General features: G+C 37.0%; 19 protein-coding genes. 16 read left to right on the top strand and 3 right to left on the bottom strand.

Features of this window, described 5'->3' with window-relative positions; translation table 11 throughout:
- Window positions 1-49 precede the first annotated feature (49 nt).
- The 4 genes from prfB (at window position 50) to BLT95_RS02645 (ending at window position 4,551) form a co-directional block, all read left to right on the top strand.
- Window positions 50-1,148 (top strand): peptide chain release factor 2 gene (prfB, locus tag BLT95_RS02660; protein ID WP_157718005.1). Its coding sequence is split into 2 segments (ribosomal slippage): window positions 50-112 and window positions 114-1,148, totalling 1,098 coding nucleotides; the frame shifts between segments, so codons are not numbered across the junction.
- Window positions 1,149-1,214: 66 nt separating this feature from the next.
- A complete protein-coding gene (gene arsC / locus BLT95_RS02655; RefSeq protein WP_089664516.1) occupies window positions 1,215-1,556 on the top strand; it encodes an arsenate reductase (glutaredoxin) in 342 nt (113 codons plus the stop codon).
- A 10-nt stretch (window positions 1,557-1,566) separates the two neighbouring features.
- The gene (locus BLT95_RS02650; RefSeq protein WP_089664515.1) at window positions 1,567-1,935 is read left to right on the top strand and encodes a hypothetical protein; all 369 of its coding nucleotides are present in this window, start codon (window positions 1,567-1,569) and stop codon (window positions 1,933-1,935) included.
- A 114-nt stretch (window positions 1,936-2,049) separates the two neighbouring features.
- The gene (locus BLT95_RS02645) at window positions 2,050-4,551 is read left to right on the top strand and encodes a TonB-dependent receptor (RefSeq protein ID WP_089664514.1); all 2,502 of its coding nucleotides are present in this window, start codon (window positions 2,050-2,052) and stop codon (window positions 4,549-4,551) included.
- A gap of 50 nt (window positions 4,552-4,601) precedes the next feature.
- Here BLT95_RS02645 and BLT95_RS14380 read toward each other — a convergent pair whose 3' ends face one another.
- Together BLT95_RS14380 and BLT95_RS02635 are read right to left on the bottom strand one after the other, a co-directional pair.
- Entirely contained in the window at window positions 4,602-4,778 is a 177-nt protein-coding gene (locus tag BLT95_RS14380) for a hypothetical protein (protein WP_026934940.1), read from the bottom strand.
- A gap of 127 nt (window positions 4,779-4,905) precedes the next feature.
- Window positions 4,906-5,418, bottom strand: a complete 513-nt coding sequence (locus BLT95_RS02635; protein ID WP_089664513.1) for a hypothetical protein — start codon at window positions 5,416-5,418, stop codon at window positions 4,906-4,908.
- A gap of 289 nt (window positions 5,419-5,707) precedes the next feature.
- Here BLT95_RS02635 and fumC point away from each other — a divergent pair, with 289 nt between their 5' ends.
- The 3 genes from fumC (at window position 5,708) to BLT95_RS02620 (ending at window position 8,874) form a co-directional block, all read left to right on the top strand.
- Window positions 5,708-7,105: a class II fumarate hydratase gene (gene fumC, locus BLT95_RS02630; protein WP_089664512.1), complete on the top strand. Its 1,398-nt coding sequence runs from the start codon at window positions 5,708-5,710 to the stop codon at window positions 7,103-7,105.
- Window positions 7,106-7,261: 156 nt separating this feature from the next.
- Window positions 7,262-8,005: an MBL fold metallo-hydrolase gene (locus BLT95_RS02625; RefSeq protein ID WP_089664511.1), complete on the top strand. Its 744-nt coding sequence runs from the start codon at window positions 7,262-7,264 to the stop codon at window positions 8,003-8,005.
- Between the two features lie 44 nt (window positions 8,006-8,049).
- Window positions 8,050-8,874: a helix-turn-helix domain-containing protein gene (locus BLT95_RS02620; protein WP_089664510.1), complete on the top strand. Its 825-nt coding sequence runs from the start codon at window positions 8,050-8,052 to the stop codon at window positions 8,872-8,874.
- Between the two features lie 31 nt (window positions 8,875-8,905).
- Here the strand turns inward: BLT95_RS02620 and ccsA are convergent, their stop codons facing one another.
- The gene (gene ccsA, locus BLT95_RS02615) at window positions 8,906-12,109 is read right to left on the bottom strand and encodes a cytochrome c biogenesis protein CcsA (RefSeq protein WP_089664509.1); all 3,204 of its coding nucleotides are present in this window, start codon (window positions 12,107-12,109) and stop codon (window positions 8,906-8,908) included.
- 128 nt (window positions 12,110-12,237) lie between these two features.
- On the opposite strand from ccsA, the gene BLT95_RS02610 reads away from it, so the two are divergent.
- From BLT95_RS02610 to BLT95_RS02570, 9 genes are all read left to right on the top strand, one after another.
- Window positions 12,238-12,999 carry a Rossmann-like and DUF2520 domain-containing protein gene (locus BLT95_RS02610; RefSeq protein ID WP_089664508.1) on the top strand — a complete coding sequence of 254 codons (762 nt, stop codon included), beginning with the start codon at window positions 12,238-12,240 and terminating at the stop codon, window positions 12,997-12,999.
- Window positions 12,983-13,498 (top strand): HAD-IIIA family hydrolase, encoded by a 516-nt coding sequence (locus tag BLT95_RS02605; protein ID WP_089664507.1) that lies wholly within the window; start codon window positions 12,983-12,985, stop codon window positions 13,496-13,498. The genes BLT95_RS02610 and BLT95_RS02605 overlap by 17 nt, the downstream gene beginning before the upstream one ends.
- Before the next feature lie 4 nt (window positions 13,499-13,502).
- On the top strand, window positions 13,503-14,417 hold the full coding sequence (locus BLT95_RS02600; RefSeq protein WP_089664506.1) for a geranylgeranylglycerol-phosphate geranylgeranyltransferase: 915 nt from the start codon (window positions 13,503-13,505) through the stop codon (window positions 14,415-14,417).
- Between the two features lie 4 nt (window positions 14,418-14,421).
- A complete protein-coding gene (locus BLT95_RS02595; RefSeq protein WP_089664505.1) occupies window positions 14,422-15,012 on the top strand; it encodes a Maf-like protein in 591 nt (196 codons plus the stop codon).
- A 23-nt stretch (window positions 15,013-15,035) separates the two neighbouring features.
- Entirely contained in the window at window positions 15,036-15,923 is an 888-nt protein-coding gene (locus BLT95_RS02590; protein ID WP_089664504.1) for a septum formation inhibitor Maf, read from the top strand.
- Window positions 15,923-16,462, top strand: coding sequence for a mechanosensitive ion channel domain-containing protein (locus BLT95_RS02585; RefSeq protein ID WP_089664503.1), 540 nt, complete (start codon window positions 15,923-15,925; stop codon window positions 16,460-16,462). The genes BLT95_RS02590 and BLT95_RS02585 overlap by 1 nt, the downstream gene beginning before the upstream one ends.
- A 70-nt stretch (window positions 16,463-16,532) precedes the next feature.
- Entirely contained in the window at window positions 16,533-19,022 is a 2,490-nt protein-coding gene (locus BLT95_RS02580; protein ID WP_089666825.1) for a PIG-L family deacetylase, read from the top strand.
- Between the two features lie 108 nt (window positions 19,023-19,130).
- Window positions 19,131-20,834 carry a sodium:solute symporter gene (locus tag BLT95_RS02575; protein WP_089664502.1) on the top strand — a complete coding sequence of 568 codons (1,704 nt, stop codon included), beginning with the start codon at window positions 19,131-19,133 and terminating at the stop codon, window positions 20,832-20,834.
- Entirely contained in the window at window positions 20,831-21,799 is a 969-nt protein-coding gene (locus tag BLT95_RS02570) for a Gfo/Idh/MocA family oxidoreductase (protein ID WP_089664501.1), read from the top strand. The genes BLT95_RS02575 and BLT95_RS02570 overlap by 4 nt, the downstream gene beginning before the upstream one ends.
- Window positions 21,800-21,860: the final 61 nt, after the last annotated feature.

The raw sequence follows: 21,860 nt of genomic DNA, 5'->3' as shown, positions 1-21,860 counted from the left end.
CTTTTCCGAAACTCCCTTTAATTCTATTTTTACGACAAATCGACCAAGAATGATTACAATAGAAAATATACGAGATCTTAAAGAGCGCCTGGTTGCGTTAAGGAGGTATCTTTGACATTGATGCCAAAAAGATTGAAATAACCAATATGGAGGAGAAAACCTTTGCTCCTGATTTCTGGAACGACCCAAAAAAGGCCGAACAGATCATGAGAGAGGTGAATTCTGAAAAAAGTTGGGTTGGAGATTATGAAAAGGCTGAAACTCTTGTGGAGGACCTTGAAGTGATCTATGAATTTTACAAGGAGGAAGAAGCAAGCGCTGAAGACGTTAAGCAGAGACATAAATCTTCAGTAGATCTTATTGAAGACCTTGAATTCAAAAATATGCTATCAGAAGAAGGTGATAGTATGAGCGCTGTTCTTCAAATAACAGCGGGTGCCGGTGGAACTGAAAGCTGTGACTGGGCAGAAATGCTTATGAGAATGTATCTCATGTGGGCTGAAAAGCGAAAATATAAGATTCGTGAACTCAATTACCAGGCTGGTGATGTCGCTGGTATTAAAACCGTAACCCTCGAAATTGAAGGAGAATATGCTTTTGGCTGGTTAAAAGGTGAGAATGGAGTTCATCGTTTGGTGAGGATTTCACCATTTGATTCTAATGCGAAAAGACACACTTCTTTTGCTTCGGTATATGTCTATCCTTTAGTGGACGATAGTATAGAAATAGATATCAATCCATCAGATCTTAGTTGGGAGACCATGAGATCTTCTGGTGCCGGAGGGCAAAATGTGAATAAAGTTGAAACCGCCGTAAGATTACGTCACGCCCCTACGGGAATTGTCATAGAGAATTCTGAAACCAGATCGCAGCTTGAGAATAAGAATAAGGCCATGCAGCTTTTGAAGAGTCAATTATTTGAGATCGAGCTTCAAAAGAGACAGGCTCAACGCAGGGAGATAGAAGATTCTAAGATGAAAATAGAATGGGGATCACAAATTCGAAATTATGTGATGCATCCCTACAAACTTGTAAAAGATGTTAGAACTGCTGAAGAAACGGGGAATGTAGATGACGTTATGAATGGTGATATTGATGCTTTTCTAAAATCTTTTTTAATGATGATGGGCCAACGGAACGAAGATTGATAAGTTTATCTCTCGACTTTTAAAATTTGATTTAATTGATTATTTTAAAAACGAAAAAATTATAGCATGTTAAAGATCTATCATAACGCAAGATGTACAAAATCCAGAGAGGGATTGGAAATTTTAAAAAATTCTGGTAAGGAATTTGAAATAATAGAATATCTTAAAGAACCTGTTGATGAGAAAGAATTGGAAGATCTAATTAAAAAACTGAAAATCACCCCAATTCAATTGGTTCGTAAAAATGAAAAAATCTGGAAAGAGGAATATAAGCATAGAGACCTGAGTGACCGTGAAATAATTACGGCAATGGTTAAAAACCCTAAGCTTATTGAAAGGCCCATAGTCGAGACCGACAACGAAGCCGTAATAGGCAGGCCACCTTCAGATATTCAAAAACTGCTTTAAAGGAAAAAGAATGAAACTTCAACACAGAATTGCTTTGATGAGTGTCGCAGCCGCTGCTGTGGCTGGTTTCGTCTATTCACAAATACACATTCACGAAAAAAACCGCAAAGAGATACGGGATGTAGCCAGGGAGCTGGCTCTTACCTGGAAATCTCAACTTGATCTTAATCCTGAACAAACAGAACTTCTTGAGGACTCAATTATTGAGTATACCATTAAGAAAAATGAGATCATCAATTCTAGTTTAGGTAATATGCAACAGATCAATAAATTGAAAACAATTCAGAAGAATGAGCATAGAAATTTAAAAAAGTTCCTGGATGACCTACAATTTGAAAACTATGTTCTCCTAAACAAAGAAATCACAAGAAAGTCTTGATTTACGGAGGTTTAGGTGCGCATAAAAATTCCCTGTCATATTCATTAACATACTATTAACCTGGATAGGTTAAACCATTTCAATTCCCATTGGTCATAAAAATAAAAATTGATAATGACCATCCGAAAAATCTATGCGTTTAGCCTAATTCTGAGTTTTCTCAGTATTTTTACTTTTAACACCTACGCTCAGGCACCTGCTGAGGTTGTAAAATATACAATTACGGGAAAAGTAATTGATGATGAGCTGGAAGTTCCTCTGGAATATGCTACTATCTCTGTAGAAAATGTAAATGACCCTTCAATGATCAATGGAGGGGTTACCGATATTAATGGAGAATTTGCTGTAGATGTAAAAGAGGGAACCTATAATATCGTTGTAGAGTTCATATCCTATGAATCGAAAGAATTCAATAATAGAAAAATAAGTGGTGATTTAAATTTAGGAACCATTAAGCTGGGGATGGGTTCAGAAAACCTGGATGAAGTTGTGGTGCATGCCGAAACTACACAGGTAGATGTTAGACTCGACAAGAAAATATATAATATTGGAAAAGACCTTACTACCGCCGGTGGAACCGTTAGCGATGCATTAAACAATGTACCCTCTGTTACTGTAGATATTGATGGAGCTATTAGCTTAAGAGGAAATGAAAACGTAAAAATTCTTATTAATGGAAAACCTTCAGCGATGGCAGGTTTTGGAGATACTAATGTCCTGAACAATCTTCCGGCAGATGCTATTGAAAGGGTGGAAGTAATCACCTCTCCTTCTGCCAGATATGACGCCGAAGGTACGGCAGGTATCTTAAACATTATTTTAACACAGAAGAAAACACTTGGTTTTAATGGTTCTCTTACGCTTAATGCCGGTACTCCTGCGAATGCTGGCGCTACCGCGAATTTAAATTATCGCACTGAAAAATTTAATCTATTTACGACCACAGGGGTACGATATTTTGATGCTCCCGGTGGCGGATTCTTTGATACCCGTTATTTTGAAAATAGCCAGACTGAATATTCAAGAATCTATGAAGACAGGGATATTGAGCGTTTGAACAGGAACTTTAACACCAATTTCGGGATGGAATATTTTCTTAATGATCAGTCTTCCATTACAGGTACCATATTTTATCGTGGTGGTGAAGATGTAGATCTTACTACAAATACTACAGACTACTATACCCTGGAAGACGGACTCGCCTTACAAACTACTCGTAGGGAAAAGGAAACTGAAAACGATAATTCCTGGCAATTTGCTCTTAATTATATCAATAATTTTAATAATAAAGGCCATAAACTTACGGCAGATTTTCAGTATGAAATTGATAGTGAAACGCAGTTTACTACTATTAATGAAGAAATAGATTCAAATTCTGGAAATATTGATTACCCCCTTATTGGAGAAAATATTAATACAACAGAAGACCAGAAAGAATATTTAATTCAGGCAGATTACGTGTTGCCAATTAATGAAGATTCTCAGTTTGAAGCCGGCTATCGAGGAAATTTTGAAAACGAAATCACTGACTATACTTTATTCCAGGAAGATGTCACCACGGGAGAATTTGTTTTCAACGAAACACTTTCCAACGTATTTGATTATACTGAAAATGTAAACGCTGTTTACACACAGTACGGGAGTAAATTTGGAGATCTTTCTTTCCTTCTGGGCCTTAGACTGGAAAACACGCAATTAAAGGGAGATATAGAAAGTGAGTTAACCGAGGCTCAACTTGAAGAAGCTTTTGGAATCCCAATAGACACCAATTTTGATAATAATTATTTAGGCCTGTTCCCTACCGTAAATCTTATTTATGAAGTTGCAGAAGAAGAAAACATCACCCTGGGATACAATAGAAGGATCAACAGGCCAAGAGGTTGGTTTATTAATCCATTTCCTTCCCGTAGCAGTACAAATAATGTTTTTCAGGGGAATCCAAACCTTACACCGGCCTACTCAAACGCTTTTGATCTTGGTTATCTGAAAAGGTGGGAAAAACTTACCTTAACATCTTCAATTTATTATCAGCATGAGACAGATTCATTTGAAAGAATTGAAGATAACGTTGCAGGAACTAATGTTGTGAGAACCATTCCTGTAAATTTATCAAGCAATGATCGTACTGGAGCTGAGCTGGGGATATTATACAATCCTGAAAAATGGTTAAGGCTTAATAGTAGTTTTAACTATTTTAGATTTAAAACCGAAGGAGATTTTAATGGTCGAAGTTATGATGCTGAAAACAATAGTTGGTTTGCACGATTTAGCTCCAAAGTAACCCTACCAGCAAAAATAGATTGGCAAACCAATGCATTTTACCGGGGTGCCTATGAAAGTGTACAGGGAAACCAAGAAGGAATCTTTACCCTTGACTTGGCATTCAGTAAAGATATTTTTAATGAAAATGCGACGCTCTCACTTAATGTAAGAGACTTGCTTAATTCTAGAAGAAGAGATTCATACACCTTAACCGATACTTACGAGAGAGATAGTGAGTTTCAATGGAGACAGGGACAAAATTTCACGGTTTCATTGATCTATAGATTTAACCAACAGAAACAACGTGAGAACAGAAGAGGCGATAGTGAAGATTTTGAAGAAGGAGAATTCTAATTTCTGAAAATATAAAGCATAAAAAAAGGGACTAAAAATAGTCCCTTTTTTTATGCTTTTTCCGCTTTAGCTTTCTTTCGAGCTTCGCGTTTTTCTTTAATCAACTCTCCAACAGAACCACCTATCCAGTAAGGAAGGAATGCCATTAAAAAGATCATAAGCCAGAAACCCATTGTTAATATTGCTAGAAAAGCTAAGAAACCAAGGTATTGATCGAATTCGAACATAACAGTCAAAGTTTGATTTGAATCTGGCCAAAGATATGAAGTCTACCCCGCTTATCACAAAAAATCACTTAGTTTTTTATGCATTTTTACGGAAGTTGTTAATTCCTTAATTATAATGAGTTGTGAATTATGGCCTGTAAACGAGCCTGAAATCTCCCTCAATAGCTCCAAAAATTTCTGCTAAAGTATTCCTGAGCTCCTTACAGGAAATTCTACCTTCTATAAACTTATCTTCATTAGAGGTAATTTCGATGAAATTTGAATTGAGATTCAGTGCCCCTTTCGGCTGAACCATCCATTGTTCAGAAACAGAAGGTCTTTCATATTTAATCCAGCTGTTATTATAAATATGGTCGCCAATATAGTATTTCCCCACTCCGGTATAGTTCTCTACCAGGAATTCCATAACATCCCCCTCTGTAGAAATTACCCTAACATACAGGTTCACACTACCTGCGGTTCCAAATCCTCTTGTAAAATGCAGAGAAGCAATATTCTCATCTGCATTAAAATCCAATCCATTTACATTTGCTGTCAGGTATTGACCTGATGATTCTATCCCGTCGTCATTGGTATTACAACTTATAATTCCGAAGAAAAACACCATTGAAACGAGATAGTAAAAATATTGCTTTTTCATCCCTCTATTTATTTAGTTAAAAGTTCTACAAAATTAAGTTTTTTCATCCCTCAACAGTAAGGGTTTTTCCCCCTAATTTTTACATAAAAAACTTATTATTAATATTTTACATAACTAAAGTTGTTTAATTCACTATTTATAGTAACATTAATATTTTACGCCTTTAAAGTGGTTTTTTAAATTTTCCATGCTTATATAAAAGAACTTTTAACCGTTTTAATTTTAAAGATTTTTTAGTTTAAAGAAAAATGCTAAACCTTAACTTTGCGCAACAATCAACTTTTGTATTATGGATTACAGAATAGAAAAAGATACGATGGGGGAAGTAAAAGTTCCTTCAGATAAATTATGGGGAGCGCAAACCGAACGTTCAAGAAACAATTTTAAAATTGGTCCCGCCTCTTCTATGCCTTTAGATATTATATATGGTTTTGCCTACCTTAAAAAAGCAGCTGCATATACTAATTGTGAACTGGGAGTTCTGCCGGTAGATAAAAGAGATCTTATTGCTCAGGTTTGTGATGAAATTCTCGAAGGGAAGCATGATGATCAATTTCCGTTAGTGATCTGGCAAACAGGTAGTGGTACTCAAAGTAATATGAATGTGAATGAGGTTATCGCCAATAGAGCGCATCAAATTGCCGGTAACACCATTGGTGAAGGAGATAAGACATTGCAGCCAAATGATGATGTAAACAAATCCCAATCATCTAACGACACTTTCCCTACAGGTATGCATATCGCGGCCTATAACAAGGTAACTAAAGTGACACTTCCGGGACTTCGTAAACTAAGGGATACTTTAAAGAAAAAATCGGATGAATTTAAAAACACCGTTAAAATAGGTCGTACCCATTTTATGGATGCCACTCCCCTAACCCTGGGTCAGGAATTTGGCGGTTATGTTGCTCAGCTTGATTTTGGAATCAGAGCTTTAGAAAATACACTTCCGCATCTGGCTGAACTTGCTTTAGGAGGTACTGCGGTGGGTACTGGTTTAAACACTCCAAAAGGTTATTCTAAAAGAGTCGCTGAATTCATTGCAAAATTTACAGATATGCCTCTGGTTTCAGCTGGAAATAAATTTGAAGCATTAGCAGCTCATGATGCTTTTGTTGAAACTCACGGAGCACTAAAACAGTTGGCGGTTTCTTTAAATAAGATTGGAAACGATATAAGAATGCTGGCTTCCGGACCTCGAAGCGGAATTGGGGAAATAAATATTCCTGCAAATGAACCTGGATCTTCAATTATGCCAGGAAAAGTAAATCCAACACAGTGTGAAGCTTTGACCATGGTTTGTGCTCAGGTAATGGGTAATGACACAACTATTAGCGTTGGTGGAATGCAGGGTCAGTTTGAATTGAATGTATTTAAACCGGTTATGGCAAATGCCTTATTACAGAGTGCTGAATTATTAGGCGATGCATGTATGTCTTTTGAAGAGCATTGTGCAGCAGGAATTGAGGCTAATGAGAAAAGAATCAAAGAACACCTGAATAATTCTTTAATGCTTGTAACTGCCCTCAATACTAAGATCGGGTATTATAAAGCGGCTGAAATAGCCAATACAGCCCATAAAAACGGAACTACGCTTAAAGAAGAAGCTGCAAATCTTGGTTATGTAACCAATGAACAGTTTGATGAATGGGTAGACCCTAAAGATATGGTTGGGAATTTGAAATAGTTTTCTTACCTATTTGATAAGAAAGCTCTGCAATATGCAGGGCTTTTTTTATGTTGATAAGCAAACAAAAATTTAAATATGTCGCTTTTTTACAATTAATATTACTGTATAAAAGATAATTTTAAAGTTAGTAAGTATTAATTAAAAATAAGCTTTATGAAAATCACAGAAATTGCACCAGACCTTTTTAGAATCTCCATCTATATTAAAGAGTTGAACCTACAATTCAACCATTTTCTTATAAGAGATGAACAACCTATGCTTTATCATGCGGGAATGAAGCAATTATTTCCAATTTTAAAAGAAGCGGTTTCGACATTAATAGAACCTAAAGAAATAAGATGGATTGGTTTTAGTCATTTTGAAGTGGATGAGTGTGGAGCCTTGAACGAGTGGTTGCAAATTGCGCCTAATGCACAACCGGTTTGCAGTGAAGTTGGGGCGCTAGTAAACATGAGTGATTTCTCTTTAAAGCCAACCCATGCTATGGCAACAGATGATGTTCTTAGTACTGGTAAATACAGCTATCGTTTTATACGGACTCCTCACCTACCGCATGGATGGGACGCGGGAGTACTATTTGAAGAAACAAACAAGACTCTTTTGTGTTCAGATTTATTCCATCAGAACGGTGATCAAAAGGCTCTCACAAATAACGATATCCTGGGATTACATAAAAACTCCATGCTTGAATTTGACAACGGACCTTTAATGGGATATACTCCGTATACCAAACACACCAAGGGAATTATAGAAACCCTGGCCCACTTGCAGCCAAAGACTCTTGCAACCATGCATGGCTCCTCATTCAATGGTAATTGTGAACAGGCATTGTTGGATCTGGATTCAGTATTGAGGGAGGTTTGGGAAGATGATAAGATTCCGAGTCAAATGAAATAATATGTTTTTTGTAATTTACAACTAACTAACTGATCTTTAGATATATGATTTCTGTAAAAGAAATAAAACCTTCGCCGAGTCTAAGACCCTACGTGGAGTGTTATTCCTACGGAACTTACAATACAAATGCAGAGCCGGAAGCCTCCCTTCAAATTGTACCCAATGGATGCCTGGAACTTATAATTCATTTGGATGATAAACATTGCCAGATGATGACTTCAGAGCATAGTTGGGATATGTCTCCAGATTATATGCTTATTGGATTATTAACTAGGGTTTATGAAGTTAAATTTCCGCATCCTGTTCAGGTTTTTACTATTAGGTTTAGACCTGAAGCTCTTTATAACCTCTTCGGAATTCAAGGTGTAGAAATGACCGATAGCTATCAGGATACAAATCTTTTATTCGGACAGGTATTCAAAGAATTCTGTCACCGGATTAGAGAAGAAAAAAACCTCAATCTGTTAGTGCAAAGAACTGATAAGTTTTTGAATAATATGCTGGAACGTTCTATAGCCAATTCAGATTATATCCTTAAAGCAGCTAATATTTTACGCCACTCTCAAATTCCCAATATAAAAGAACTCTCCGGCAAGGTCTATATAAGTCAGAGACAATTGGAAAGAAGATTTAAGGAAGTGATCGGTATAAGTCCAAAGAAATATTTGAAAATCATCAGGATCAATCGGGTCATGAAATTAATGGAGGAAAATGTACCCATGGATCTTACCAGCATGGCTTATCATTGTGGGTATTATGATCAGTCCCATTTTATCAAAGACTTTAGACAAATCACCCACCTAAACCCAAGCATTTTTCGCAAAGAGCGCAAAGATTACATCGTGCTAACCAGTAGGAAAAGCAGTTAAACTTTAATTTATCAGGCCGAATTCAAATTTTTTAAATAGTCCCCGCATTTTTTTCAATTTCTTTCTTAGCTTTTTTAGCGTAATGTTTCTGGTATTTCCAATAAGATACAGCCCCAAGAATCGCAACACCTCCAAGTGTATAGTAAACAAAAGTTGGCGTAATTACCTTATCTCCGCTCGCGTAGGAATGTAGTCCACTTAGATAGAAATTTACCCCGAAATAGGTCATCATTATGGATGCATAAGCAATGACCGACATAAAGTTGAAAGTCCATCTTCCTCTCAAGCCTGGTACTAATCGCATATGAATTACAAAAGCATATATCATAATACTAATTAGTGCCCAGGTTTCCTTTGGATCCCATCCCCAATAGCGACCCCAACTTTCGTTAGCCCACTGTCCTCCCAGGAAGTTTCCAATGGTTAACATTACCAAACCAACGGTCAAAGCCATTTCGGTAATAATTGTGATCTCACGAATATTTAGTAAAATTTTCTTTTTGTTGGATTCGGTGGTAAGCGTCATTAGTAATAGAGACACTACTCCTAATATCATTCCCAGGGTTAACGGGCCATAGCTCCCTACAATTACAGAGACATGTATCATTAACCAGTAGGAATCCAGCACTGGCTGCAAATTGGCAATTGCTGGATCTGTCCAGTTCTGGTGCGCGCTCCACAAGACCATAGCGGTTACAAAAGCGGTAGAGGCAATTGTTAAATTAGATTTTCTTCCGAAAGCCAGACCAAAGAACATAGTAGCCCAGGCTACATAGATCATAGATTCGTAAGCATTACTCCAGGGAGCGTGTCCGGATATATACCATCTTACTCCTAGACCAGCAGTATGCAGTGTAAACAAGATGGCAATAATTGCGATGCTCACGTAAATTAAACTCCGGATAAATTTATTATCCTTGAAAATTCTGGTAATTACGAATATGAGCATGAAGATCCCCGCCAGCATATACATCCAGTAGAGATTTTTAAAAATATTATACTTGTTATAAGTAATCTCCGCATCTATTTTTTCTTCGGAAGGCATTACCTCCGCACCAAATTTTTGCTGATAGCTTTTAATACTTTCCAGATATTGATTGGCTTTAGAATAATCACCTGTTTCGCGTCCTGAACGCAATGCATTGATGTACAACGGAAGGATCTGTTTCGTATAGACAGAATCCATGCCCTTTAAATTGGCCTCATCAACTTCTTTATACGAAACCCATTTATTATTCTCATCTCCAGGAACAGGAAATATCTTCAACACTTTACCTTGAAGGGCCCGATAAAATAGAGTTACTTTTTTATCCGTATTAATAAAATCCTTTTGAAATTTATTCGGAACAGCGGCTCTGTATGCTTTATCCAAGTGCCCTGAAAGCTTATATTCCCCGGTATTGGTAAAGAAATCGGTTAAGGAAAGATATTTTCTTCCTTCTTCCACTCCAAGCAGCTTATGAAGACTATCATTATGTTTCTCTACAAATATGATTGGAACATTGTACCATACTGTAGGGTTTTCTGTAATGGAAATCAGTACCTGATCTGAGCTTAATCCTTCATATTTATCAGATTTACTAAGTTTCCGAAGCAATTCTGAAGAATAGGTATTTGCAGGTTTCATTCTTCCTCCGGCATCCTGAATAATCAGTCTTCCGAATTGAGCGGCGTGCTCTTCACTTGCAACATTAGCTTTAATGATACTATCCATTTGAGCCTTGGCGGTCTCATCATGCATATGATTATCATCCTCCTGAGCATAGATTCCTGAAGAAAGTGATAAAAATACAGCGATCAGGCTTAGCGCTTTTTTCTTCGCTTTTACTTTATCCAGCATCTTTTTAAGATTTCCAAATCGTGAGCCTTTATCAAATAGAATAAGCATTAATCCTAAATATAAAAGAGTATAACCTATATAAGTGACCCAGGTTCCCCAGTAATCATGATTTAAAGAGAGCACCGTTCCTTTTTCATCAGGATCAAAACTGGACTGGAAAAATCGATATCCTTCTTTATCCAGAATATGATTCATATAGATCTCGTAAGGTTCAGGCTGTTTTCCCTCTTCAATAATTTCAACCTTACTTTTGAACGATGCATAACCGGGAGTTTCCCTGTCGGCAGTTCCGGGATATTTTTCTGCAATAAAATCATTAAGTTTTAATGCAAATGGCAATTCTTTCTCAATAGAACCGTACTTCAAAAATATTTCCAGGTCTCCAAGGTTAATTTGAGCCGGATCGGCAACTGTTCCCATTCCCCCTAATAAAGTCACAGTTTCAGATTCTCCATTGGCAGTGACCTTCAAGGTAACCGCATCAAGATCCTGTTTGGTCTTTGGATTGGTAGGCACCACATCATATTCTCCTTTAATTACAGGCTCTGGAATTACGAACTGCATCGCCCCAATATTATAAAGAGATCTCAGCATTAAGGCCTGGGTAGAATCTTTTACCAGCTCGCCCTGCTTTTGATCTGCCATACGCATATAAGTACCTTCAAAAGGAGAATCAATTATATACTTACCTTCATCATCAACCTGAATATTAATAGCTCCGTCCTGAGGACTATTCAGCGTGAACAGTGTATTATGTATATTACTTACCTCACCTTCCTTAAGATAATGATCATGTCTTTGACCTTCTCCCGCTTCTACAATCTTCAGGTAATTCTCTCCGTCTTCGGTTGGAACCAAAGCTTCTTCAGCTCCATGGATAAAATTAATTACTTCAAACTTCACCGGATTTCCATTAAAATCGGTATTCAGTACATAATCATTCTCCACTTCCGGCCCGAAAAGCACATCCTCTTGCAGTACCCTTCTACGCGGCTGCCCATCAATCTCACCATCTACAAAAAAGGTAAGATAGCTTTCAGTACTCAAATAAATATTAGTGGTCTCGCCTTCCCTAATGGGCATAATACCTTCATAACTGATATAACGGGTAATAAATGCACCAATTAGGATAAGGATGAATGAAAGGTGCAATAGTAAACTACTCCACTTTTCCCTTTTATGAAGGTTATATCTTTTAATATTCCCTATGAAATTTATTAAAAGAAAAAGCATAATGGCTTCAAACCACCACGTATTATAAATTAAGATTCTTGCCGTTTCAATACTGTACCAGGTTTCTATAAGTGTCCCCATGGCCATGGCAATTGCAAAAAGGATAAATAAGACGGCCATTATTCGGGTAGAAAAAAGGATAGAGGCTATTTTTTTCTGCATGGAAGAAGTGTCATTTTAACGGCTGCAAATTTAACGATTTATTATCAGTTTTAAAGGCTAATCTCAATTCATTCTGAAGTCTACAAATGTTAATTTTACCTGCTTGAAATTTTTGGTATTTTAGCCGCATGATCAAAGTGGTAATTATTGGTGCTGGCAATGTTGCAACTCACTTGTACCAAAGCTTTTCAAAATCCAAGCAACTGGATGTCATTCAGGTTTTTAACCGAAATAAACAGCATCTGTATTTTGTGGAAGATCCTACAAAAAGAGTATCATCTTTAGAAGCGATCCAGGAAGCAGATCTTTATCTAATTGCTATTAGAGATGAGGCCATTGAAGAAATCGCTGAAAAACTTGATTCAAAAAATGGAATTGTTGCTCATACTTCAGGTAGCCAACCTCTCACTATATTATCAAAATTTGAGAACTATGGCGTTTTTTACCCCCTCCAAACTTTTTCGAAAAACAAAGCTGTTAATTTTCGAGAAATCCCACTTTGCCTGGAAGCCAATTCAGAAAAGAATTTAAATTTTCTAAAAAAGATCGCATCCAGAATAAGCGATCGGGTTTTTGAAGTAAATTCAGACCAGCGTAAGGCACTTCATGTTTCCGCCGTTTTTATTAATAATTTCAGTAATCACCTATTTACACTGGCTGCCGATTTCTGCAAAAAAGAAGAACTTCCATTTGATATTTTAAGACCACTTATAAAAGAGACGGTAAATAAGCTGGAAAGCCTGGATCCATATTCAGCTCAAACAGGGCCTGCCCTTAGAAATGATCAAAAAACAATAGCGGCACATCTGGAAATGCTGGATGAAGACCGAAAAAAAATCTATACTATTTTAACCGAATCTATTCAGAACTTACATGGAAAAAAGCTATAAAGAACACCTAAATCAAATAAATACATTTGTTTTCGACGTGGATGGAGTATTAACTGACGGATCCATACAAATTTCTACAAAAGGAGAACTTCTTAGAACCATGAATACAAAAGATGGTTATGCCATGAAAATGGCTCAGAATGCTGGTTATACCGTATGCATTATCAGCGGGGGGAAAAATGAAGGCGTGAGACAACGTCTTCGTGATCTTGGAATCACCGATATTTATCTTGGAATTAGTGATAAAGTAGAGCAAATGGATGAATTCTTTGATATTTACAATATAAAACCGGAGCAGGTGCTATATATGGGAGACGACATTCCAGATTACTACCCCATGAAACTGGTTGGATTGCCATGCTGCCCGCAGGATGCGGTACCTGAAGTGAAAGATGTTTCTTTGTATGTATCCCACAAAAAAGGCGGTGAAGGATGTGTTCGTGATGTTATCGAACAGGTGATGAAAGTTCAGGGAAAATGGATGGATAAAAATTCCTGATTGAATGCTACATTATCTTAAGCTTATTAGAGCGGGCAATCTCATTTTTATCGCGCTTACCATGTTTCTTATCAAATATGGATTATTTGAACCTTTTGGAGTTGCGATCACTTTAAACCTTTTCGGTTTCTCTATGCTAGTGCTGGCGGTAGTTTGTGTAGCTGCATCAGGTTATGTGATCAATGATATTTATGATATCCCGGCAGATCTTGAAAACAAACCTTCTCGTGCTATTATAAATCACCATATTTCAGAAAAGACTGCCTATAGATTATTCTTTATTCTGAATATTATTGGAGTTGGATTAGGTTTCTACCTTTCAAATATGATAGGTAAACCTGGGTTTTCAGCATTTTTTATCCTGGGTTCTGCCGCATTATATATTTATAACTCTCAGCTTCAGCAAACGGTTCTAGTTGGTAATATTCTGGTAAGTCTAATTGTAGGGCTTATTCCTGTTGGTGTTGGCCTTTATGACCTTTTACCCGCAATCACGCCGCAAAATCAGCAAACCCAGTCGGTGATATTTTCAATTTTAATAGACTATTCCATTTTTGCTTTTTTGGTGAATTTATTGAGAGAGATCATAAAAGATCAGGAAGATATAGACGGCGATTACAATGCAGGTTATAAAACACTTCCTATAACCCTTGGCAAAAAGCGAACAAACAGGATTCTTCTTATTCTTGGACTTGCGCCATTGATTTTTTTAATCTATTATATCTATCAATACCTTTTCGAAAATATAGCAGCGGTGGTTTATGCGCTTTTTTTATTGGTAGCTCCACTCCTTTTCTTTCTGGTGAACATTTGGACTGCTGAAAAAAAATCTGAATATACCAGGCTTAGTCTTATTCTGAAATTCGTTCTTTTCTTCGGGTTAATCTCCATTGGTTTACTGCAATTCATTTTACTCTAAATATATGCTACAAGAACTACTGAAAGATCACGAAATCATCCTGGCATCGGGATCACCAAGAAGACAACAATTTTTTGAAGATCTTAATATCCCGGTAAAAATAGACGTTAGACCTGTAGATGAAGTGTTTCCCGAACATTTAAAAAGGGAGAAAATCACAGATTTCCTTTCGGCACTTAAAGCGGAAGCTTTTAAAAATGAACTTAAAAAACATCAAATTTTGATCACGAGCGATACTATCGTTTACAATGATGGCGAGGCGCTGGGAAAACCTAAGGATCATGCTGAAGCCGTAAGAATAATCAGTTCTCTTTCAGGAAAAAGACATGAAGTGATCACCTCCGTTTGCTTTACTTCAAAAGATTCACAGAAGATCCTGAACCATACCACCAAAGTTTATTTTTCAGAATTGAGCATTGAAGAAATTGAATATTATGTTACCAACTATAAACCATTTGACAAAGCTGGAGGCTACGCAATACAGGAATGGATTGGACTTATTGGTATAAGAAAAATTGAAGGCAGTTATTTTAATGTGGTAGGACTTCCTACGTACGAAGTTTATAAGACTTTAAAAGAAATGCTTAACTCCTGAAATTTGTAACTTTAATAAAAAATATGTTTCGGTTTCTTACTATTTGTCTTTTTGCTGCACTTTGTTTTTCCTGTGGAAATCCTTCCGAAGAAAAAACCGAGCTAAAACTTTCTACTGAATTTAAAGATTACTGGTATTCAGGCGAAGCCGAAATCACTTCGTATGATCTGGAACAGGCAAGATACGGTGAAATAAGAGAAGGTGAAGCAGTACTCATTTATGTAACGGAAGATTTTCTACCAGATGAACAGGTAAAAGCCAATACTAAAAACGAGGAGAACATTTCTGTATTAAAATTAAACGCAACCAAAAATTTTATCACAGGGATATATCCTTATAGTGTTATGCAAAGCAGTTTTTATCCTCTAAATGGGGAAGAACATGCTTTAAAAGTTTCAACATCTATACAGGAATGGTGCGGACAGGTTTATATGCAGCTCAACAATCGCAAGAATTTTAATTTAACCAGTCATTCTTATTTTGCAGGAGAAGCAGACCAGGAAATTGAAATTGAGAAAATTCCTCTGGAGAATGAGATATGGAATCGTCTTAGAATTGAACATGACAAACTCCCAACGGGAGAATTTAAAATGCTTCCATCTTTTGAATACCTGCGATTTAGCCATCAGCCAGTAAAAGCATATAGCGCTTCAGGAGAATATTTTACTACAGATGAATTTAATGTGTACCAATTGACCTATCCTGAATTAAAGAGGGAACTTAAAATATACTATAGCAGGACCTTTCCGTTTACTATAGAAAAATGGGAAGAATCCTATCCTTCTGGATTTGGTGAGAACGCCCAGGTTTTAACAACAAAAGCAATCAAAAAACAACGTCTAAAAAGTGATTATTGGAATAAAAATTCTAATAAAGACCTACCTTTACGGCAAAAATTAGATTTAAATTAATGTACGAGATCCTATTTTCTTACAGGTATGAATTGAGTTATACGGCAGGTATACTTATTCTTCTTTCGGTCATTCAGTTCCTTCTGAAAAAAGCAGCTAATAAGGTTGGTAAAAAAAGTGAAATCAGCCTTACCAGGACGCGGCTTATGTTTAAATATATCAACATACTCATCCTTCTAGTAGCGGCATTCCTTTTGGCTATTGCCTGGGGAGTTGGTTTAACCGAATTATCCCTGATATTTTCTTCGGCCTTTGCAGTAATTGGGGTTGCCCTATTTGCAATCTGGTCTATTCTTAGCAATATCACCTCAGGGGTGATCATGTTCTTTTCATTTCCCTATAAAATTGGAGACACCATTAAAATTCATGATAAAGATATGCCCATTGAAGCAGAAATTGAAGACATTAAGGCGTTTCACCTCCATCTAAGAACCTCAGAAGGAGAATTAATTACCTACCCCAACAACCTTATTCTTCAAAAAGCTGTTTCACTGGTTCAGGTTCAGGGAAGACATGATGATGGCAAGGAAGCTCTTTAAAATTAAAAGAAGCCGAAAATATTCACCGGGGAGCATTGAAAGTTTTTATATTTGGGAAAACCGTAAGTTCATGCGCAAGTTATTTTTTGTCCTGTTTCTTCTATGTTTTTGTGTTGGAAAAGCACAGGCACCGGAAAAATGGAGTTCTTCTGAAATTTACAACCATATAAAAAAACTGAACTTTTTGGGTTCAGTTCTCTATATCGCCGCGCATCCGGATGATGAAAACACCAGGCTTATTTCCTATTTTTCTAATGAAAAGAATGCAAGAACTGCTTATTTATCTTTAACCAGAGGCGACGGCGGTCAAAACCTCATCGGTCCGGAATTAAGGGAGCAATTAGGTTTAATTAGAACACAGGAGTTGCTTGCAGCCAGAAAAATAGATGGAGGGCAGCAATTTTTTACGAGAGCTAATGATTTTGGGTATTCAAAAACTCCGGCAGAAACTCTGGAGATATGGAATAAAGATGAAGTTTTAAGTGATGTGGTATGGATTATAAGAAAATTCAGGCCAGATGTAATCATTAACCGATTTGATCACCGCACTCCCGGCAGTACCCATGGTCATCATACTTCTTCGGCAATGCTCAGTTTTGAGGCCTTTGAAATGGCTGGAAACAAGGATGCCTATAGCTCACAATTTGAATATGTTGATGCATACCAGCCTCAACGCTTGTTTTTTAACACTTCACCCTGGTTTTATGGTGGCGATGAAGCATTTCAGGAAGCAGATAAATCTAACTTTTTAAGCTTTGATACCGGAACCTATTTTCCTATCAGAGGTTTATCAAATCCTGAAATTGCATCCCTAAGTAGAAGTCAGCATCGTTCGCAGGGGTTTGGGAGTACGGGAAGTCGTGGAAAACAGATGGAATATCTGGAATTACTAAAAGGTGATTTACCGGAGAAAGATTCTGGCATATTTGGAGGCATAGATACTTCCTGGAATCGTATAAAAGGCGGAAAGGCAATTTCCGAAATTTTAAAAAGTGTGGAAGATAATTTTAATTTTGAACAGCCTTCCAAACATCTACCGCAATTATTAAAGGCATATAGTCTAATTCAGGATCTTGAGGACGATCACTGGAGGGAGATCAAAACTGAAGAAATAAAAGATATCATCTATGCTGCATCGGGGCTGTATCTTGAGGCTATAGCTGAAAAAGCAACGACAACACCTTCCGAAGATTTACAAGTACGACTGGAAGCCATAAACAGGAGCGATGAAAACATCCAGTTAAGCTCTGTTGAATTGACTCCTAATAATTCTAAAATTCAACCTGACGCAAACCTATTAAACAATGAAGGTTGGGATAGCAATATGATTTTCAGAATCCCTTCTTCCGCAGAGTTTACAACTCCATACTGGTTGAAGGAAAAAGGAAGCATGGGAATGTATGCAGTGAAAGATCAAAATTTACGGGGTCTTCCAGAGACACCGCTAAACACTAAGGCAACCTTTAATATCAACTTTAATGGTGTGAAAATTGATTTTCATAAACCGGTAGTTTATAAATACAATGACGAGGTGTTTGGTGAAACCTATAAAAACTTTGAAATAGTCCCTGCAATTACACTGAATTTCAAGGAAGATGTATTGATATTCAATAATTCTGAAACAAGGCTTGTAGAGGTGCTGATTACTTCCAACAAAGCGAATATTAATGGTGAACTGAATTTACAAGCGGGTACAGGCTGGAAAATAGAACCTGTTAAAACAAATTTTTCTATAGCTCAAAAAGGAGGTAATGCCAGTCTTACGTTTAAGATAACACCTCCCAAAACTCAGAGTGAATCCAGTCTTACTACCGTAGCCACTGTAAATGGCGAAAAGTATAAAGAAAAACTGGTCGAAATAAATTATGAGCATTTTCCTGATCAAAATATTATTATGCCCGCCAGTCTAAAACTGGTAAAGCTTGATATCGAAAAGAAAGGTAAGAATATAGCATATATTGAAGGCGCTGGCGATGTAGTACCAGAAAGTTTGGAACAAATTGGATACGATGTAACAAAAATATCTCCGGCCTCCATTTCAAGTGATTACCTGAAAAGTTTTGATGCCGTAGTGATTGGGATCAGGGCTTATAACATCGTTGAAGAATTAAAATTTAAACAAAATATTTTATTCGATTACGTAAAACAAGGCGGAACGATGATCGTTCAATATAACACCAGTCGCGGATTACTTCTGGATAATCTAGCTCCATATCCCTTAGATCTTTCAAGAGATAGAGTCACTGAAGAAAATGCAGAAATCACTTTTCTTCAACCCGATCATATGGTATTAAATTCACCTAATAAATTAACTAAAGCTGACTTTGATGGATGGGTACAGGAACGCGGACTCTATTTTCCCGACAGCTGGGATGAAAACTTCACCCCTATACTTAGCATGCATGATAAAAATGAATCTCCTAAGAATGGTAGCCTTTTGGTAACTAAATATGGTGATGGCTTTTATATTTATACAGGCATCAGCTTTTTCAGGCAGTTTCCTGAAGCTGTCCCAGGGGCGTTTAGACTATTTGCTAATCTAATCTCAATAGGTAAATAATGGATACACCAGAAAAGTATCATTGGAAGAAAAGTTATAGCCTTGTACTAATCGCAAACGCACTTTACATTCTGGCGTTTTATTTAATAATGAATTTTTTCGCCTGATATGCAATTAATAGACTGGATAATCCTTACAGGAACCATTGCCTTTATTGTTTGGTATGGCGTTTATAAATCTCGTGGTAGTAGAAATGTAGAAGATTATATTGGAGGTGGTAAAAATGCGAAATGGTGGACAGTTGGATTATCTGTCATGGCTACACAGGCCAGTGCGATCACCTTTCTTTCCACTCCTGGCCAGGCCTTTCATGATGGGATGGGCTTTGTACAATTCTATTTTGGATTACCCATTGCCATGGTCATTATATGTATGGTCTTTATTCCTATTTATCACAGGCTTAAAGTATATACTGCCTACGAATATCTTGAAACCAGATTCGACAGAAAAACCAGGACACTTACTGCCATCTTATTTCTTATACAAAGAGGGCTTGCAGCCGGGATCACCATTTTCGCACCGGCAATAGTCCTTTCTGCTGTTCTGGGCTGGAACCTCACCTATCTTACTGTAATAATAGGAGTTTTAGTGATCATATATACCGTTTCCGGCGGAACCAAAGCGGTTAGTGTGACCCACAAACAACAAATGGCTGTGATCTTTACGGGAATGGTCGTGGCATTTTTTATTATTCTAAGTTATTTACCAGATTCTGTAGGATTTACCAATGCGCTCGAAATTGCCGGCGCCGGCGGTAAAATGGACATTCTTGATTATTCCTTTGATTTTGAAAACCGTTATACCCTGTGGAGCGGTCTTATAGGAGGAAGTTTTCTTGCCCTCTCCTATTTTGGGACAGACCAAAGTCAGGTGCAGCGATACCTCACCGGTGCTTCTGTAAGGGAAAGTCAGATGGGAATGATCTTTAACGGATTATTAAAAGTGCCACTTCAGTTTTTTATACTTCTGGTTGGAGTAATGGTATTTGTATTTTATCAGTTTAATACCGCTCCTTTAAATTTTAATCCCGCGGCCACAGAAACGGTTCTCAACTCTAATTATGCCGAACAGTATAAAGATCTTATGCTTCAGCATGAGGAGATTCAACTGGAAAGACAAAATCTTGGGTTAAATTATGCCGAGAATAAATCTCAAATGAGCCAGTCTGAAATTGCAGATTTCGAAAAAGAATATAACAGGCTGGATAAAGAACAAAATGAAATAAGGGAGCGTTCAAAAGAATTTATAGACGCTTCAGATGAAGAAGCTGAAAGTAATGACAAAGATTATGTGTTCATACACTTTATTCTAAACAATCTTCCTAAAGGATTTATTGGACTTTTACTTGCAGTAATTTTATCTGCAGCCATGTCTTCAACTGCTTCAGAATTAAATGCGCTGGCATCTACTACAGTAATTGACCTTTATAGAAGAAACCATAAAGAAGCAAGGACCGAAGAACATTATCTAGCCGCTTCAAAATGGTTCACTTTAATGTGGGGGCTTATTGCTATAGCATTTGCAAGTCTCGCAGATCTCTTTGACAATCTTATTCAGCTGGTCAATATCATTGGAAGCCTTTTCTACGGTAATGTTCTGGGAATATTCCTGCTGGCATTCTTTATTAAAACTGTAAAAAGCAATGCAGTATTTATAGCAGCCATTATTACCCAGGCAGTCGTCCTCCTGGTATTTAAACTTGACCTTATGCCTTATTTATGGCTTAATGTTCTTGGCTGCCTGTTGGTGATAGCACTGGCATTTTTAATACAATTATTTAAATCTGGAAATTCTGATTTACGTAAAATATGAAGAAAATAAAATGGGGTATTATAGGTCTTGGAAAGATTGCAAATAAATTTGCTGAAGGACTCACTTCGGTTGAAAATGCTGAATTATATGCCGTGGCAAGCAGAGATATTAAAAACGCACAGGATTTTTCAAAAACATATCAAACTAAAGTAGCATACGGGTCTTATGAAGAGTTGATGAACGATGAAAATGTAAATGTGATCTATATTGCCACTCCGCATGCATTTCATCGTGAGCTTACTTTACGATGCATCAACCACGGGAAGGCGGTACTTTGTGAAAAGCCTTTTGCTATGAATGCTCAGGAAACTGAAGAAATGATAGCTCTTTCCAGGGTAAAAAAAGTCTTTTTAATGGAAGCGCTCTGGACCAAGTTTTTACCGCATTTTCAATATGTTTCTAAAAAAATAGAATCGGGTGAATTTGGGAAAGTACTATCAGTTAAAGCAGACTTCGGATTTCCTGCAAAATTTGATAAGTCCAAAAGACTGTTCAACAAATCCCTTGGAGGTGGAAGCCTTCTGGATATTGGGATCTACCCGGTTTTTATGGCTTACAGTATTTTAGGGAAACCCATTAATATCAAAGCCAATGCTCAATTTGCTGAAACTGGTGTAGATACAGAATGTAGTATCACCTTCAACTATCCCAATGGAGTGAAAGCAGATCTTTTTTCGACATTTAAAGAGAAAACTCCCACTATTGCTGAAATAAAACTGGAAAAAGGAACGATTATTCTTAATTCAAGGTTTCATGAGCCTACCACAGTTACAATTATTTCTAAAGCTAAGAGTGAGTTAAAAGAATTTGGAGTCGAAGCCAATGGCTATAATTTTGAGGCGGCTCACGTTACTGAAATGCTTCAGCAAAGAAAAATCGAGAGTGATATTTGGAGCCTTGACAAAACTAAAGGTCTTGCAAGTTTACTGGATAGTATTCGTAACGAAATAGGTTTAGAGTACTAAAGAAAAAAGGTTTTCTAAAATCTGTTACGTCATCCTGAACTTGATTAGGATCCCAAGAGAA

It is taken from the genome of Gramella sp. MAR_2010_147 (assembly GCF_900105135.1).
Taxonomy (GTDB): domain Bacteria; phylum Bacteroidota; class Bacteroidia; order Flavobacteriales; family Flavobacteriaceae; genus Christiangramia.
This window is presented reverse-complemented; position numbering and strand designations above follow the sequence as displayed.